The following is a 16,124-nucleotide window of genomic DNA, read 5'->3' as shown; positions in this document are numbered from 1 at the left end:
TTCACTCCGTGGCAAGGTTAAAGTTTGGCGGCGAGAAGGTCTTCAAGTTTGCGCTGGTCGACGGCGAACAGGCGGATACCTTCCGCCAGTTTTTCCACAGCCATCGCGTCCTGGTTGTGCTCCCAGCGGAACTCCGCTTCGGTCATGGTTTTCGGTTTTGGCAGAACGGTAGAGGTGGGCACCAGCTTACGGATCACCGTCTCTTCTTTGTCCTGTAGTTCCTGGAGCAGGTTAGGGGAGATGGTCAGACGGTCACAGCCTGCCAGGGCGAGGATCTGCTCGGTACGGCGGAAGCTGGCCCCCATCACGATGGTTTCGTAGCGGTGCTGTTTGTAGTAGTCGTAGATGTTACGGACTGATTTCACGCCCGGATCCTCATCCACCACGTACGGATCCATCGGCTGTTTTGCCTGATACCAGTCGTAGATGCGCCCGACAAACGGCGAGACAAGGAACACGCCCGCTTCCGCGCAGGCGCGCGCCTGGGCAAACGAGAACAGCAGCGTCAGGTTGCAGTGGATACCCTCTTTTTCCAGCACCTCTGCCGCGCGGATGCCTTCCCAGGTGGAAGCGAGCTTGATCAGAATGCGTGATTTATCGATGCCCTGATCCTGGTAGAGCTCCACCAGACGACGTGCCTTATTAATGCTTTTTTCTTTATCGAATGAGAGGCGGGCATCGACTTCGGTCGAGACGCGTCCCGGAATGCTTTTCAGAATTTCTGCACCAAAATTAACCGCCAGCTTGTCGCTGGCTTCGGCGACCTGCTGCTCCTGCGTTTTCCCGCGCTGTTTACCGTAGGCAATGGCGTCATCAATCAGATGGCTAAAATGGGCAAGCCCGGCCGCTTTGAGCAGCAGCGAAGGGTTGGTGGTCGCATCCTCCGGCTGATAGTGGCGAATCGACTCGATATCGCCGCTGTCTGCAACCACGGTGGTGAATTTTTTGATGCCGTCTAGCTGGTTCATAAATGATTACTCCTTGGAAATAAAAGCGTTAGCTGAGTGCGTTAGTTCACACTTCTGGAAAAATCATGATGGACTTAACAAAAAAGCATAGCAGACGGGGGAGGCATTGCTTTTGAGACGGGTAACATGGCTGTTATAAATTGATAACAATTTTTAATGTGTGATGGTGAGAGTTTGGCAGCCTTCAAAGTTTATGCGCTGTCCTGCGGCGATACTATCTGACCGATACGTAAAAGGAATAACAAGATGGACGATCAGTTAAAACAGAGTGCCCTCGATTTTCATGAGTTTCCTGTCCCGGGGAAAATCCAGGTCTCCCCAACCAAGCCGCTGGCAACCCAGCGCGATCTGGCGCTGGCCTATTCGCCGGGCGTAGCTGCCCCGTGTCTGGAAATTGAAAAAGACCCGCTGGCGGCCTACAAATACACCGCGCGTGGCAACCTTGTCGCCGTGATCTCTAACGGCACGGCGGTGCTGGGGCTGGGCAACATCGGTGCGCTGGCCGGTAAACCGGTGATGGAAGGGAAGGGGGTACTGTTCAAGAAATTCGCCGGTATCGACGTGTTCGATATCGAGGTGGATGAGCTCGACCCTGACAAATTCATCAACGTGGTGGCCGCGCTGGAGCCGACCTTCGGCGGGATTAACCTGGAAGACATCAAAGCGCCGGAATGTTTCTATATCGAGCAGAAGCTGCGCGAGCGTATGAACATTCCCGTGTTCCATGATGATCAGCACGGGACCGCGATTATCAGCACCGCCGCGATTCTTAACGGCCTGCGCGTGGTAGAGAAAAATCTCTCCGACGTGCGCATGGTGGTTTCTGGCGCAGGCGCCGCGGCTATCGCCTGTATGAACCTGCTGGTGGCGCTGGGTATGCAGAAACACAACATTGTGGTCTGCGATTCCAAAGGCGTTATCTATAAAGACCGCGAGCCGAACATGGCGGAAACTAAAGCGGCCTATGCGGTGGAAGACGACGGTAAACGCACCCTGGACGACGTGATCGACGGCGCGGATATCTTCCTCGGCTGCTCGGGTCCGAAGGTGCTGACCCAGGAGATGGTGAAGAAGATGGCGCGTGCGCCAATGATCCTGGCCCTGGCGAACCCGGAACCGGAAATCCTGCCGCCGCTGGCGAAAGCGGTGCGTGAAGACGCCATTATCTGTACCGGGCGTTCTGACTACCCGAACCAGGTCAACAACGTGCTCTGCTTCCCGTTCATCTTCCGCGGTGCGCTGGACGTCGGCGCAACGGCGATCAACGAAGAGATGAAGCTTGCCGCCGTTCACGCCATTGCGGAGCTGGCGCACGCCGAGCAGAGCGAAGTGGTCGCGTCTGCGTATGGCGACCAGGATCTGAGCTTCGGTCCGGACTACATCATTCCAAAACCGTTCGACCCGCGTCTGATTGTCAAAATTGCTCCCGCGGTGGCCAAAGCGGCGATGGACTCCGGCGTGGCGACGCGTCCGATTCACGATTTCGACGCTTACGTCGATAAGCTCACCGAGTTTGTCTATAAAACCAACCTGTTCATGAAGCCAATCTTCTCCCAGGCGCGTGCCGACGCGAAGCGCGTCGTGCTGGCGGAAGGGGAAGAGGCGCGCGTGCTGCACGCCACCCAGGAGCTGATCACCTTAGGCCTGGCGAAACCGATCCTGATTGGTCGTCCGAGCGTGATTGAGATGCGTATCCAGAAGCTGGGCCTGCAGATTAAGCCGGGCGTCGACTTCGAGATCGTCAACAACGAATCCGATCCGCGCTTCAAAGAGTACTGGAGCGAATACTACGCGATCATGAAGCGTCGGGGGATCACTCAGGAGCAGGCGCAGAAAGCGGTGATCAGCAACACGACGGTGATCGGCGCGATCATGGTCCATCGCGGCGAGGCGGATGCGCTGATCTGCGGCACCATCGGCGATTACCACGAGCACTTTAGCGTGGTGCAGGAGATCTTTGGCTATCGCGATGGCGTCCATACCGCCGGGGCGATGAACGCGCTGCTGCTGCCAAGCGGCAACACCTTTATTGCTGATACCTACGTTAACGACGATCCGACCCCGGACGAGCTGGCGGAGATCACCGTGATGGCCGCCGAGACCGTGCGTCGCTTTGGTATCGAGCCGAAGGTGGCGCTGCTGTCGCACTCTAACTTTGGTTCGTCTAAATCCGCGGCGGCCTGCAAAATGCGTGAGACGCTGGCGCTGGTGCGCGAGCGCGCGCCGGAGTTGATGATTGACGGGGAAATGCATGGCGATGCGGCGCTGGTAGAGAGCATCCGTAACGAACGTATGCCGGACAGCCCGCTGAAGGGATCGGCCAATATACTGATTATGCCGAACGTGGAAGCGGCACGTATCAGCTATAACCTGCTGCGCGTCTCCAGCTCTGAAGGGGTGACCGTAGGACCGGTACTGATGGGCGTGGCAAAACCGGTGCACGTGTTAACGCCGATTGCCTCCGTGCGTCGTATCGTGAACATGGTGGCGCTGGCGGTGGTTGAGGCGCAGACGCAGCCGCTGTAATATCACTTTAATTTATTTCCGGCGCGGGTTTCTCCCGCGCCTTTTTATTTTCCCTTTCTTAGTGATCCACTTCACCTTTTAAACCTGGTTGCCGAATTTTGTTATTTGCTCTGACAAAAAATTGCCACGATGAGGGCAGTTTTAGAGGAGGCGGTGAGCAATGGAAAAAGAACGCATTATTCAGGAATTTGTGCCTGGGAAACAGGTCACGCTGGCGCATCTCATTGCGCACCCCGGAGAGGAACTGGCAAAAAAGATCGGCGTTCCCGAAGCCGGTGCCATCGGCATCATGACGCTGACGCCAGGGGAAACGGCGATGATTGCCGGTGACTTAGCCCTGAAGGCGGCAGATGTACATATCGGTTTTCTCGATAGATTCAGCGGTGCGCTGGTTATCTACGGCTCGGTAGGCGCGGTAGAAGAAGCGTTATTACAGACGGTAAGTGGTCTGGGCCGGTTATTAAATTTCACATTGTGCAATCTGACAAAAAGTTAATCAGAGGCGGCGATGAAACGTATTGCGTTTGTCGGTACGGTGGGGGCGGGGAAAACGACGCTCTTTAATGCGCTACAGGGAAATTATTCCCTCGCCAGAAAAACACAGGCCGTGGAGTTTAATGAGAATGGCGATATCGATACGCCAGGGGAATATTTTAGCCATCCTCGCTGGTATCACGCCTTAATTACCACGCTGCAGGATGTCGATACGTTGATTTATATACATGCGGCAAATGATAAAGAAAGTCGCTTACCTGCCGGGCTGCTGGATATTGGCGCAAGTAAACGACAAATCGCCGTTATCAGCAAAACGGACCTGCCGGATGCCGACGTCGCCGCAACGCAACAACTTCTTTGCGGGATGGGGTTTCAGGAGCCGATTTTTGAGCTCAATAGCCATGACCCGCGCAGCGTGCAGCATCTGGTGGATTATCTGACTGAGCTCAGCCAAAAGGAGGAAAGGGCAGGTGAAAAAACTCATCACAGCTAACGATATTCGTGCGGCCCACGCACGCGGCGAACAGGAAATGTCAGTTGTTCTGCGCGCCAGCATCATCACCCCGGAGGCGCGCGAAGTTGCGGAGCTGCTGGGCGTCACCATCAGCGAATGCGATGAATCCACGCCATGTGCAGCCGCTGCTAAACCGGCTGCGGTGATTGATGGCAAAACGGAAAATCAACGCATTCGCGAAACCATCATTGCACAGTTACCGGAAGGACAGTTTACCGAAAGCCTGGTTGCCCAACTGATGGACAAAGTCATGAAGGAGAAACAGTCGCTGGAGCAGGGCGGAATGCAGCCGAGCTTTCACTCGGTGACTGGTAAAGGCGGCGTCAAAGTCATCGACGGCAGTAGCGTGAAGTTTGGTCGTTTTGACGGCGCACAGCCGCACTGTGTGGGGTTAACCGATCTGGTGACCGACCAGGACGGCAGCAGTATGGCCGCCGGGTTCATGCAGTGGGATAACGCCTTTTTCCCATGGACGCTGAACTACGACGAAATCGACATGATTCTGGAAGGTGAGCTGCACGTTCGTCACGAAGGTGAAACCATGATTGCTAAAGCCGGGGACGTGATGTTTATCCCGAAAGGCTCCAGCATCGAATTTGGTACGCCCTCGACGGTGAAGTTTCTGTATGTGGCCTGGCCTGCGAACTGGCAGTCCTGCTAAGGCGGATGTATGAAGGATTTCATTACCGAAGCATGGCTCAGAGCGAATCATACGCTCAGCGAAGGGGCTGAAATTCATCTCCCCGCTGACGCTCGCCTGACGCCGTCTGCCCGGGAATTACTGGAAAGCCGACATCTGCGCATTAAGTTTATCGACGAGCAGGGCAGCCTGTTTATTGCTGACGAAGACCAGCAGCCGCAGCCGGTGCATGGGTTAACCAGCAGCGATACGCATCCACAGGCCAGCTGCGAACTGTGTCATCAACCGGTGGCGAAGAAACCTGACACGCTGACGCATCTGACTGCGAACAAGATGGTTGCCAAAAGTGATCCGCGCCTGGGATTTCGCGCCGCGCTGGACAGCACCATCGCGCTGGCCGTGTGGTTGCAGATAGAGCTTGGGCAACCGTGGCAGCCGTGGCTTTCGGATATCCGTTCGCGCCTGGGCAACATTATGCGCGCCGATGCGATGGACGAGCTGCTGGGAGCACAAGCTATCGTCGGCTTAAGTGACGACGATTTACACCGCCTTTCGCATCAGCCGCTGCGCTATCTGGACCACGACCATCTGGTGCCTGAAGCCAGTCACGGACATGATTGCGCGCTGCTTAATCTGCTGCGTACCAAAGTCCGTGAAACGGAGACGGTGGCGGCCCAGGTTTTCATCACCCGTAGTTTTGAAGTCATGCGACCGGACATCATGCAGGCGCTCAACCGCCTTTCCAGTACGGTCTACGTCATGATGATTCTGAGCGTTGCGAAGCACCCGCTGACGGTTAGCCAAATTCAACAGCGACTGGGGGAGAAACCATGATCATTGAACGTGCTCGTCAACTCTCCCACCGCTCACCTGCACGGGTGGTGTTTCCGGATGCGCTGGATGTTCGGGTACTGAAGGCGGCAAATTACCTGCATCAGCACCGTCTGGCGCGTCCCATTCTCGTCGCCAGCCCGTTTGCGCTGCGCCAGTTTGCTCTCAGCCACCGGGTGGCGATGGATGGCATTCAGGTAATCGATCCGCAAAGCAACCTGCCAATGCGTGAAGAGTTTGCGCTGCGCTGGTTGGCCCGCGCGGGAGATAAAACGCCTGCGGATGCCCGGGAAAAACTCAACGATCCGCTGATGTTCGCCGCGGCAATGGTCAGCGCGGGTAAAGCTGACGTCTGTATTGCGGGCAATCTATCGTCGACGGCAAACGTGCTGCGCGCCGGTTTGCGCATTATTGGGCTACAGCCAGGCTGTAAAACGCTGTCGTCAATTTTCCTGATGCTGCCACAGTATCTCGGGCCGTCATTAGGGTTTGCCGATTGCAGCGTCGTGCCGCAGCCCACCGCCGCACAGCTGGCGGATATTGCGATTGCCAGCGCGCAGACATGGCAGGGGATCACGGGGGAAGAGCCGCGCGTGGCCATGCTGTCGTTTTCAAGTAATGGCAGCGCTCGCCATCCCAACGTCGCTAACGTGCAGCAGGCGACGGAGATTGTTCGTGAGCGTGCCCCGCAGCTTATCGTGGATGGCGAACTGCAATTTGATGCCGCCTTTGTTCCGGAAGTCGCCGCGCAAAAAGCGCCCGCCAGTCCGTTAAAGGGCAATGCCAACGTGATGGTTTTCCCGTCGCTGGAGGCAGGCAATATTGGCTACAAAATCGCCCAGCGTTTGGGAGGATATCGCGCCGTTGGCCCCTTGATTCAGGGACTTGCCGCACCGCTTCACGACCTCTCTCGCGGCTGTAGCGTACAGGAAATTATCGAACTGGCGTTGGTGGCCGCTGTGCCGCGCCAGACTGACGTGAGTCGTGAAAACGCCTCGCACACACTGGTTGTATAAGGTCCCGTTCTGGACCCCTTTGACTTAAGAGGAAAGCAAAATGGAAGCATTAGGAATGATTGAAACCCGGGGCCTGGTTGCACTGATTGAGGCTTCTGACGCAATGGTTAAAGCGGCACGTGTGAAACTGGTTGGCGTGAAACAGATCGGTGGCGGTCTGGTCACGGCTATGGTCCGTGGCGACGTAGCGGCATGTAAAGCGGCAACAGACGCAGGTGCTGCGGCTGCACAGCGTATTGGCGAGCTGGTTTCCGTACACGTGATCCCGCGCCCGCATGGCGATCTGGAAGAAGTGTTCCCGATCAGCTTTAAAGGCGACAGCAACGACATGTAAGTCGTCCATGTGACGCCACAAATTTCATTGCTGGCGTCACCCTCTCTCCTTTTCACATTACCTTCTGCGGAGGGTAGGGGGAGGTTTTACCTGAAATATGCCACGGAGGCGCGTATGAAACTGGCAATCGTCACAGGACAAATTGTTTGTACCGTACGCCATCAGGGGCTCGCGCACGACAAGTTGCTGATGGTGGAAATGATTGATGCCCAGGGTAATCCCGACGGCCAGTGTGCTGTTGCTATCGACAGCATCGGAGCGGGAACCGGGGAGTGGGTGCTGCTGGTCAGCGGCAGCTCAGCCCGTCAGGCGCACCGTCACGAATCATCACCTGTCGATCTGTGCGTGATTGGCATCGTCGATGAAGTGGTGGCTGGTGGCCAGGTGATCTTCCATAAATAAGGCAGAAAATCATGAATCAACAGGATATTGAACAGGTCGTGAAAGCGGTGCTGCTGAAAATGAAAGACAGCAGCCAGCCCGTCAGTGCCGTTCAAGAAATGGGCGTTTTTGCCTCCCTGGATGACGCAGTGACGGCAGCAAAACTGGCCCAGCAGGGGTTGAAAAGCGTCGCCATGCGTCAGTTGGCTATCGCGGCTCTTCGCGAGGCGGGCGAAAAGCACGCCAGAGAATTAGCGGAACTTGCCGTCACAGAAACCGGCATGGGACGCGTTGACGATAAATTTGCCAAAAACGTGGCGCAGGCACGCGGTACGCCGGGGGTGGAATGCCTGTCTCCACAGGTCCTGACCGGCGATAACGGTCTGACGCTGATTGAAAATGCGCCGTGGGGCGTGGTGGCCTCGGTGACGCCGTCTACCAACCCTGCCGCAACTGTTATCAACAACGCCATCAGCCTGATTGCCGCTGGCAACAGCGTGGTCTTCGCCCCGCATCCTGCGGCAAAAAAAGTCTCTCAGCGCGCCATTACGCTGCTTAACCAGGCGATTGTTGCCGCAGGCGGCCCGGCAAACCTGCTGGTGACCGTTGCCAATCCGGATATCGAAACCGCCCAGCGCCTGTTCAAGTACCCAGGCATCGGCCTGCTGGTGGTGACCGGCGGTGAAGCCGTAGTGGATGCTGCGCGTAAGCACACCAACAAGCGTCTGATTGCCGCCGGTGCGGGTAACCCGCCGGTGGTGGTGGATGAAACGGCCGACCTGGCCCGCGCGGCGCAGTCGATCGTCAAAGGCGCATCGTTTGATAACAACATCATCTGCGCCGATGAAAAAGTCCTGATCGTCGTGGATAGCGTTGCCGACGAACTGATGCGCCTGATGGAAAGCCAGCATGCGGTGAAACTGACAGCGGCTCAGGCCGAACAGCTGCAACCTGTGCTGCTGAAAAATATCGATGAGCGCGGTAAAGGCACGGTCAGTCGTGACTGGGTAGGCCGCGATGCAGGAAAAATCGCGGCGACGATTGGTCTGACCGTACCAGAGCAAACGCGGCTGTTATTCGTCGAAACCTCAGCGACGCATCCGTTTGCCGTCACCGAATTGATGATGCCGGTGCTGCCTGTCGTGCGGGTCGCCAGCGTCGATGAGGCCATTGAACTGGCGGTCAAGCTTGAAGGCGGCTGTCACCATACGGCGGCGATGCATTCGCGCAATATCGACAACATGAACCGCATGGCAAACGCCATTGATACCAGCATTTTCGTCAAGAACGGACCGTGTATTGCGGGGCTTGGGCTCGGCGGCGAAGGCTGGACCACGATGACCATTACCACACCAACCGGGGAAGGGGTGACCAGCGCGCGCACGTTTGTGCGTCTGCGTCGCTGTGTGTTGGTGGACGCCTTCAGAATTGTATAAGGAGTAAAAGGGATGGCGCACGACGAACAGCGTTGGCTGACACCCAGGCTGCTAAAAGCGGCAGCGCTATGTAACCAGACGCCTGCTGTGAGCGATTCACCGCTGTGGCTGGGCGTTGATTTGGGAACGTGTGATGTGGTGTCGATGGTTGTCGACAGTGACGGACAGCCGGTTGCGGTTTGCCTGGACTGGGCCGATGTCGTGCGCGATGGCATCGTCTGGGATTTCTTCGGCGCGGTGACCCTCGTTCGTCGCCATCTCGATACGCTCGAACAACAGCTGGGTTGCCGCTTTACCCATGCGGCAACCTCGTTTCCACCGGGAACGGACCGGCGCATTTCGATCAACGTGCTGGAGTCTGCCGGACTTGAAGTGAGTCATGTGCTCGACGAACCGACCGCGGTGGCGGACCTGTTGCAGCTCGATAACGCTGGCGTGGTGGATATCGGGGGCGGTACCACCGGGATTGCCATTGTTAAACAGGGCAAAGTGATCTATTCCGCCGATGAAGCGACCGGCGGGCACCATATTTCCCTGACGCTCGCCGGGAACCGTCGCATCCAGTTGGAGGAAGCCGAGCAGTACAAGCGCAGCAATGGCAAAGAAATCTGGCCAGTGGTTAAGCCGGTCTACGAAAAGATGGCGGAAATCGTGGCTCACCATATAGCCGGACAGGGCGTCGCTGACTTGTGGCTGGCCGGTGGCTCCTGTATGCAGCCGGGCGTTGATGAACTGTTCCGTAAGCGTTTCCCGAATCTGCAGGTGCATTTACCCCAGCACAGCCTGTTTATGACTCCGCTGGCGATTGCAAATAGCGGAAAAGAAAAAGCGGAAGGAATCTATGCAAGCTGAATTGCAGACCGCGCTCTTTCAGGCATTCGATACCCTGAATCTGCAACGCGTAAAAACGTTTAGCGTTCCACCGGTTACGTTATGTGGACTGGGAGCGCTGAGTACCTGTGGGCAGGAAGCAAAAGCGCGCGGACTGACGCATATGTTCGTCATGGTTGATCGTTTCCTGCATCAGGCGGGGATGACCGCTGCACTGGAGCGCAGCCTGGCGATGAAAGGCGTGGCGATGACGCTGTGGCCATGTCCGGCGGGCGAACCGTGCATTACGGACGTCTGCGCGGCGGTCGCGCAATTGCGTGAATCGAAGTGCGATAGCGTTGTGGCCTTCGGCGGCGGTTCCGTACTGGATGCCGCAAAGGCAGTCGCGTTGCTGGTGACCAACCCCACGCAGACGCTGGCTGACATGACGGAGCACAGCGTGTTGCGTGCGCGTCTGCCGCTGATTGCGGTGCCAACTACCGCCGGAACAGGCTCAGAAACCACTAACGTCACGGTGATTATCGACGTCGCGACAGGACTTAAACAAGTGCTGGCCCACGCAATGCTGATGCCGGATGTGGCGATCCTTGACGCCGCGCTGACGGAAGGTGTGCCCGCACACGTCACGGCGATGACCGGGATCGATGCGCTGACGCACGCCGTTGAAGCATATAGCGCGCTGAACGCGACGCCGTTTACCGACAGCCTGGCGATTGGCGCGATTGCGATGATCGGTAAATCGCTGCCAAAGGCCGTCGGCTACGGTCAGGATCTGGCGGCGCGGGAAAGCATGCTGCTGGCGTCCTGCATGGCGGGAATGGCGTTTTCAAGCGCGGGACTGGGCTTGTGTCATGCGATGGCGCACCAGCCGGGCGCTGCGCTGCATATCCCGCACGGACAGGCTAACGCCATGCTGCTGCCCACGGTAATGGGGTTCAACCGCATGGTGTGTCGTGAGCGCTTCAGCCATATCGGACGGGCGTTAACTAACAAGAAGTCGGACGATCGCGATGCCATCAACGCCGTCAGCGAGTTGATTAGTGAAGTGGGCCAGACAAAACGACTCTCTGACGTTGGGGCAAAGCCCGAGCATTACAGCGCATGGGCGCATGCCGCGCTGGAGGATATTTGTATTCGCAGTAACCCACGCACCGCCACGCAGGCCGACATTATCGCGTTGTATGCGACGGCACAATAAATACACATATGACAGGGAGTGAAGGTTATGGGAATTAACGAAATCATCATGTACATCATGATGTTCTTTATGCTGATTGCCGCCGTGGACAGGATCCTGTCGCAGTTCGGCGGTTCGGCGCGCTTCCTCGGTAAGTTCGGTAAGAGTATTGAGGGTTCGGGCGGCCAGTTTGAAGAAGGTTTCATGGCGATGGGCGCGCTGGGCCTGGCAATGGTCGGTATGACCGCGCTGGCACCCGTACTGGCGCATGTGCTTGGGCCGGTGATTATTCCGCTGTACGAAATGCTGGGCGCAAACCCGTCGATGTTTGCCGGAACGCTGCTGGCGTGCGATATGGGCGGCTTCTTCCTGGCGAAAGAACTGGCGGGCGGCGACGTTGCGGCGTGGCTGTACTCTGGCCTGATCCTCGGAGCGATGATGGGGCCGACGCTGGTCTTCTCCATTCCGGTTGCGCTGGGAATTATTGAACCGTCCGATCGTCGTTATCTGGCGCTGGGCGTGCTGGCCGGTATTGTCACCATTCCAGTTGGCTGTATTGCGGGTGGTTTGGTCGCGATGTACTCCGGCGTCGAAATCAATGGTCAGCCGGTAGAGTTCACTTTTGCGCTGATCCTGATGAACATGATCCCGGTGCTGATCGTGGCCGTGCTGGTGGCGCTGGGATTGAAATTCATCCCGGAAAAAATGATCAACGGCTTCCAGATCTTCGCGAAATTCCTTGTGGCGCTGATCACCCTCGGCCTGGCGGCTGCGGTGATCAAATTCCTGCTCGGCTGGGAGCTGATTCCGGGTCTTGATCCTATCTTCATGGCACCGGGAGACAGGCCGGGTGAAGTGATGCGCGCCATCGAAGTTATCGGTTCTATCTCCTGTGTGCTGCTGGGCGCCTACCCGATGGTGCTGCTGTTGACCCGCTGGTTTGAAAAACCGCTGATGAGCGTCGGCAACCTGTTAAACGTTAATAACATTGCGGCTGCGGGGATGGTCGCGACGCTGGCGAACAACATCCCGATGTTCGGCATGATGAAGAATATGGATACCCGCGGCAAAGTGATCAACTGCGCCTTTGCGGTCTCCGCGGCCTTTGCTCTGGGGGACCACTTAGGCTTCGCCGCTGCCAACATGAACGCGATGATCTTCCCAATGATTGTCGGCAAGTTGATCGGCGGTGTGACGGCGATTGGCGTGGCTATGCTGTTAGTACCGAAAGACGAAGATGTTCCGGCACCAGCAGACACTCATCCGGAGGCGCAATCGTGAATATTCGCCAGCTACTCAGCGTCGGTATCGATATCGGCACCACCACCACTCAGGTGATCTTCTCGCGCCTTGAGCTGGTCAACCGTGCGGCAGTGTCGCAGGTGCCGCGTTACGAATTCATCAAACGCGAAATTAGCTGGCAAAGCCCGGTGTTTTTTACCCCGGTTGATAAGCAGGGCGGGTTGAAAGAGGCCGAACTTAAGGCGCTGATCCTCGCCCAGTATCAGGCGGCGGGCATCAAGCCTGAGGTCGTCGATTCCGGTGCGATCATCATTACCGGAGAAAGCGCCAAAACCCGCAACGCACGACCCGCAGTGATGGCGCTCTCCCAGTCGCTGGGGGACTTTGTGGTTGCCAGCGCCGGCCCGCATCTGGAATCGGTGATTGCCGGTCAAGGCGCGGGAGTGCAAACCCTGTCCGAGCAAAAAATGTGCCGGGTACTGAATATCGACATCGGCGGCGGGACGTCGAACTACGTCCTGTTCGATGCCGGAAAGGTCAGCGGTTCGGCCTGCCTGAACGTTGGAGGAAGGCTTCTGGAAACGGACGGTCAGGGGCGAGTGGTGCATGCGCATCAACCGGGGCAGATGATTGTTGATGACGTATTTGGTCCGGGCTTTGACGCCCGAACCCTCAATGCGGGGCAGCTTGTTCAGGTGGCCAGACGGATGGCGGCGCTGATTGTGGAGGTGATTGACGGCACGCTTTCACCGCTGGCGCAGGCGATGATGCAAACCGGTTTACTGCCTGCGGGTGTGAAACCGGATGTGATTACGCTTTCAGGGGGAGTGGGCGAATGCTACCGCAACCAACCAGCCGATCCGTTCTGTTTTTCCGATATCGGGCCGCTCCTCGCCACGGCGCTGCATGAACATCCGCGTCTGCGTGAGATGAACGTGCAGTTCCCGGCGCAGACCGTGCGTGCCACGGTGATTGGTGCCGGTGCACATACGCTGTCGCTTTCGGGCAGCACTATCTGGCTGGAAGGCGTGACGCTTCCGCTGCGCAATCTGCCGGTGGCGATTCCGGTTGATGAGGCTGATCTGGTTGCCGCCTGGCAGCAAGCGCTGATGCAACTCGATCTGGATCCGCAAACGGATGCCTACGTGCTGGCGCTGCCCGGTTCGCTGCCGGTGCGCTACGCCGCGCTATTAACGGTGATTGATGCGCTGCTGGCCTTTGTCGCGCGCTATCCGAATCCGCATCCCCTGCTGGTGGTAGCCGAGCAGGATTTTGGTAAAGCCCTGGGCATGCTGTTACGCCCACAGTTACAGCAACACCCGCTGGCGGCCATCGATGAGGTGGTTGTCCGGGCGGGGGACTATATCGACATTGGTACGCCTCTTTTTGGCGGATCGGTTGTGCCGGTGACGGTGAAATCACTCGCATTTCCTTCCTGAGGGAACGACTTATGAAACTAAAGACCACATTGTTCGGCAATGTTTATCAGTTTAAGGATGTGAAAGAGGTGCTGGCAAAAGCCAACGAACTGCGTTCGGGGGATGTGCTGGCAGGGGTAGCTGCAACCAGTTCGCAGGAGCGCGTGGCGGCCAAGCAGGTTCTGTCAGAAATGACGGTAGCGGATATCCGCAATAACCCGGTGATTTCCTATGAAGAGGACTGCGTCACGCGTCTGATTCAGGATGACGTCAACGAAACGGCCTATAACCGCATCAAAAACTGGAGCATCAGCGAACTGCGCGAGTACGTGCTGAGCGATGAAACCTCCGTTGATGACATTGCGTTTACGCGTAAAGGGTTAACGTCGGAAGTGGTCGCCGCGGTAGCTAAAATCTGCTCTAACGCGGACCTGATCTACGGCGGTAAGAAAATGCCGGTTATCAAAAAGGCCAACACCACTATTGGTCTTCCTGGCACTTTCAGCTGCCGTTTACAGCCGAACGACACCCGTGATGACGTGCAGAGTATTGCGGCACAAATCTACGAGGGACTCTCCTTCGGTGCGGGCGATGCGGTAATTGGCGTAAACCCGGTAACGGATGATGTGGAAAACTTAAGCCGCGTACTGGATACCGTGTACGGCGTTATCGATAAATTCAACATCCCGACCCAGGGCTGCGTACTGGCACACGTTACCACCCAGATCGAAGCGATTCGTCGCGGCGCGCCGGGCGGGCTGATTTTCCAGAGTATCTGCGGCAGCGAGAAAGGCTTAAAAGAGTTCGGCGTTGAGCTGGCCATGCTGGATGAAGCACGCGCAGTGGGCGCGGAGTTCAACCGCATCGCCGGTGAAAACTGCCTGTACTTCGAAACCGGACAAGGGTCTGCGCTCTCCGCAGGCGCTAACTTCGGTGCCGATCAGGTGACGATGGAAGCGCGTAACTACGGGCTGGCGCGTCACTACGATCCGTTTCTGGTGAACACCGTGGTGGGCTTTATCGGGCCGGAGTATCTGTACAACGATCGTCAGATTATTCGCGCGGGTCTGGAAGATCACTTTATGGGCAAGCTGAGTGGCATCTCAATGGGCTGCGACTGCTGCTACACCAACCATGCTGATGCTGACCAGAACCTCAACGAAAACCTGATGGTTCTGCTCGCCACCGCTGGCTGCAACTACATCATGGGCATGCCGCTCGGTGACGACATCATGCTCAACTATCAGACCACCGCCTTTCACGATACCGCCACCGTCCGTCAGTTGCTGAATTTACGGCCGTCGCCGGAGTTTGAACGCTGGCTGGAAACCATGGGCATTATGGCAAACGGTCGCCTGACCAAACGGGCGGGCGATCCGTCACTGTTCTTCTGATGACGCGGGGATGACACACGATGGATCAAAAACAGATTGAAGAAATTGTACGCAGCGTTATGGCGTCAATGGGAGAGTCGCAGCCGCAGGCGCAAGCGTCGTCACCTGAAGAGAAATGTAGCACCGCGCAGTGTGCTGCACCAACGGGTGAAAGCTGTGCAATGGATTTAGGCTCAGCCGAGGCCAAAGCGTGGATTGGCGTTGAGAACCCGCATCGCGCAGAGGTGTTGACCGAGCTGCGTCGCAGCACCGCCGCGCGTGTATGTACCGGCCGTGCCGGTCCACGCCCGCGCACTCAGGCGCTGCTGCGTTTCCTGGCCGATCACTCGCGTTCAAAAGACACGGTGTTGAAAGAAGTGCCCGAAGAGTGGGTAAAAGCCCAGGGGCTGCTGGAAGTACGCTCGGAAATCAGTGACAAAAACCTGTACCTGACGCGCCCGGATCTGGGGCGTCGTCTGAGTGCGGAAGCCATTGAAGCGCTGAAATCACAGTGTGTAATGAACCCGGATGTGCAGGTGATTATCTCTGATGGCCTGTCTACCGACGCCATCACCGCCAACTACGAAGAGATCCTGCCGCCGCTGTTGTCGGGCTTAAAACAGGCCGGATTGAAGGTTGGGACACCGTTCTTTGTTCGCTATGGTCGCGTGAAAATCGAAGATCAGATCGGCGAACTGCTTGGTGCGAAAGCGGTGATCCTGCTGGTTGGGGAACGTCCGGGCCTTGGCCAGTCTGAAAGCCTTTCCTGCTATGCCGTCTATTCGCCGCGCGTGGCGACGACCGTTGAAGCTGACCGTACCTGTATCTCGAATATTCATCAGGGCGGTACGCCACCGGTTGAAGCGGCGGCGGTGATTGTGGATTTGGCCAGGCGCATGCTGGAGCAAAAAGCATCCGGCATCAATATGACCCGTTAAGGAG

Annotated in this window: 16 protein-coding genes; 15 read left to right on the top strand and 1 reads right to left on the bottom strand. The window is 57.2% G+C overall.

From position 1 onward, the window contains the following. Nucleotides 1-17: 17 nt before the first annotated feature. On the bottom strand, nt 18-968 hold the full coding sequence (gene tal, locus GXP72_RS16680; RefSeq protein ID WP_024907585.1) for a transaldolase: 951 nt from the start codon (nt 966-968) through the stop codon (nt 18-20). 246 nt (nt 969-1,214) lie between these two features. On the opposite strand from tal, the gene maeB reads away from it, so the two are divergent. The 15 genes from maeB to eutC all read left to right on the top strand — a co-directional run bounded on the left by maeB (nt 1,215) and on the right by eutC (nt 16,120). Beyond that, a complete protein-coding gene (gene maeB / locus GXP72_RS16675) occupies nt 1,215-3,494 on the top strand; it encodes an NADP-dependent oxaloacetate-decarboxylating malate dehydrogenase (protein WP_024907586.1) in 2,280 nt (759 codons plus the stop codon). Nucleotides 3,495-3,654: 160 nt separating this feature from the next. Then, a complete protein-coding gene (gene eutS, locus GXP72_RS16670; RefSeq protein ID WP_024907587.1) occupies nt 3,655-3,990 on the top strand; it encodes an ethanolamine utilization microcompartment protein EutS in 336 nt (111 codons plus the stop codon). 12 nt (nt 3,991-4,002) lie between these two features. After that, nucleotides 4,003-4,482 carry an ethanolamine utilization acetate kinase EutP gene (eutP, locus tag GXP72_RS16665; RefSeq protein ID WP_032646741.1) on the top strand — a complete coding sequence of 160 codons (480 nt, stop codon included), beginning with the start codon at nt 4,003-4,005 and terminating at the stop codon, nt 4,480-4,482. Continuing rightward, complete coding sequence (gene eutQ, locus GXP72_RS16660) at nt 4,460-5,164, top strand: ethanolamine utilization acetate kinase EutQ (protein ID WP_048989344.1); 705 nt, start codon at nt 4,460-4,462, stop codon at nt 5,162-5,164. Before eutP ends, eutQ begins: the two co-directional genes overlap by 23 nt. 9 nt (nt 5,165-5,173) lie before the next feature. Continuing rightward, on the top strand, nt 5,174-5,977 hold the full coding sequence (gene eutT, locus GXP72_RS16655; protein WP_208763140.1) for an ethanolamine utilization cob(I)yrinic acid a,c-diamide adenosyltransferase EutT: 804 nt from the start codon (nt 5,174-5,176) through the stop codon (nt 5,975-5,977). Further along, entirely contained in the window at nt 5,974-6,990 is a 1,017-nt protein-coding gene (pta, locus tag GXP72_RS16650) for a phosphate acetyltransferase (protein ID WP_024907591.1), read from the top strand. Before eutT ends, pta begins: the two co-directional genes overlap by 4 nt. 40 nt (nt 6,991-7,030) lie before the next feature. Then, complete coding sequence (eutM, locus tag GXP72_RS16645) at nt 7,031-7,324, top strand: ethanolamine utilization microcompartment protein EutM (protein WP_003835054.1); 294 nt, start codon at nt 7,031-7,033, stop codon at nt 7,322-7,324. A gap of 114 nt (nt 7,325-7,438) precedes the next feature. Beyond that, nucleotides 7,439-7,726: an ethanolamine utilization microcompartment protein EutN gene (gene eutN, locus GXP72_RS16640; RefSeq protein WP_024907592.1), complete on the top strand. Its 288-nt coding sequence runs from the start codon at nt 7,439-7,441 to the stop codon at nt 7,724-7,726. Nucleotides 7,727-7,737: 11 nt separating this feature from the next. Further along, the gene (locus tag GXP72_RS16635) at nt 7,738-9,141 is read left to right on the top strand and encodes an aldehyde dehydrogenase family protein (protein WP_024907593.1); all 1,404 of its coding nucleotides are present in this window, start codon (nt 7,738-7,740) and stop codon (nt 9,139-9,141) included. Nucleotides 9,142-9,153: 12 nt separating this feature from the next. Continuing rightward, nucleotides 9,154-9,993: an ethanolamine utilization protein EutJ gene (gene eutJ, locus GXP72_RS16630; RefSeq protein WP_208763139.1), complete on the top strand. Its 840-nt coding sequence runs from the start codon at nt 9,154-9,156 to the stop codon at nt 9,991-9,993. Beyond that, nucleotides 9,983-11,170, top strand: a complete 1,188-nt coding sequence (eutG, locus tag GXP72_RS16625) for an ethanolamine utilization ethanol dehydrogenase EutG (protein WP_208763138.1) — start codon at nt 9,983-9,985, stop codon at nt 11,168-11,170. The genes eutJ and eutG overlap by 11 nt, the downstream gene beginning before the upstream one ends. A gap of 27 nt (nt 11,171-11,197) precedes the next feature. Further along, nucleotides 11,198-12,430: an ethanolamine utilization protein EutH gene (gene eutH, locus GXP72_RS16620; RefSeq protein WP_032646725.1), complete on the top strand. Its 1,233-nt coding sequence runs from the start codon at nt 11,198-11,200 to the stop codon at nt 12,428-12,430. After that, nucleotides 12,427-13,830: an ethanolamine ammonia-lyase reactivating factor EutA gene (gene eutA / locus GXP72_RS16615; protein WP_208763137.1), complete on the top strand. Its 1,404-nt coding sequence runs from the start codon at nt 12,427-12,429 to the stop codon at nt 13,828-13,830. The genes eutH and eutA overlap by 4 nt, the downstream gene beginning before the upstream one ends. Before the next feature lie 11 nt (nt 13,831-13,841). Beyond that, a complete protein-coding gene (eutB, locus tag GXP72_RS16610) occupies nt 13,842-15,203 on the top strand; it encodes an ethanolamine ammonia-lyase subunit alpha (protein ID WP_208763136.1) in 1,362 nt (453 codons plus the stop codon). Nucleotides 15,204-15,223: 20 nt separating this feature from the next. Beyond that, nucleotides 15,224-16,120, top strand: a complete 897-nt coding sequence (gene eutC / locus GXP72_RS16605) for an ethanolamine ammonia-lyase subunit EutC (RefSeq protein ID WP_024907598.1) — start codon at nt 15,224-15,226, stop codon at nt 16,118-16,120. Nucleotides 16,121-16,124: the final 4 nt, after the last annotated feature.

Source organism: Enterobacter sp. SES19, assembly GCF_011765665.1.
Classification (GTDB): Bacteria; Pseudomonadota; Gammaproteobacteria; order Enterobacterales; family Enterobacteriaceae; genus Enterobacter; species Enterobacter pseudoroggenkampii.
This window is presented reverse-complemented; position numbering and strand designations above follow the sequence as displayed.

Bases quoted from the DNA above. Each gene is read 5' to 3' on its own strand.
- pta (WP_024907591.1), top strand. From the start codon at position 5,974: ATGATCATTGAACGTGCTCGTCAACTCTCCCACCGCTCACCTGCACGG.
- eutB (WP_208763136.1), top strand. From the start codon at position 13,842: ATGAAACTAAAGACCACATTGTTCGGCAATGTTTATCAGTTTAAGGAT.
- GXP72_RS16635 (WP_024907593.1), top strand. From the start codon at position 7,738: ATGAATCAACAGGATATTGAACAGGTCGTGAAAGCGGTGCTGCTGAAA.
- eutG (WP_208763138.1), top strand. From the start codon at position 9,983: ATGCAAGCTGAATTGCAGACCGCGCTCTTTCAGGCATTCGATACCCTG.
- eutN (WP_024907592.1), top strand. From the start codon at position 7,439: ATGAAACTGGCAATCGTCACAGGACAAATTGTTTGTACCGTACGCCAT.
- eutS (WP_024907587.1), top strand. From the start codon at position 3,655: ATGGAAAAAGAACGCATTATTCAGGAATTTGTGCCTGGGAAACAGGTC.
- eutJ (WP_208763139.1), top strand. From the start codon at position 9,154: ATGGCGCACGACGAACAGCGTTGGCTGACACCCAGGCTGCTAAAAGCG.
- maeB (WP_024907586.1), top strand. From the start codon at position 1,215: ATGGACGATCAGTTAAAACAGAGTGCCCTCGATTTTCATGAGTTTCCT.
- eutM (WP_003835054.1), top strand. From the start codon at position 7,031: ATGGAAGCATTAGGAATGATTGAAACCCGGGGCCTGGTTGCACTGATT.
- eutP (WP_032646741.1), top strand. From the start codon at position 4,003: ATGAAACGTATTGCGTTTGTCGGTACGGTGGGGGCGGGGAAAACGACG.
- eutC (WP_024907598.1), top strand. From the start codon at position 15,224: ATGGATCAAAAACAGATTGAAGAAATTGTACGCAGCGTTATGGCGTCA.
- tal (WP_024907585.1), bottom strand. From the start codon at position 968: ATGAACCAGCTAGACGGCATCAAAAAATTCACCACCGTGGTTGCAGAC.
- eutH (WP_032646725.1), top strand. From the start codon at position 11,198: ATGGGAATTAACGAAATCATCATGTACATCATGATGTTCTTTATGCTG.
- eutT (WP_208763140.1), top strand. From the start codon at position 5,174: ATGAAGGATTTCATTACCGAAGCATGGCTCAGAGCGAATCATACGCTC.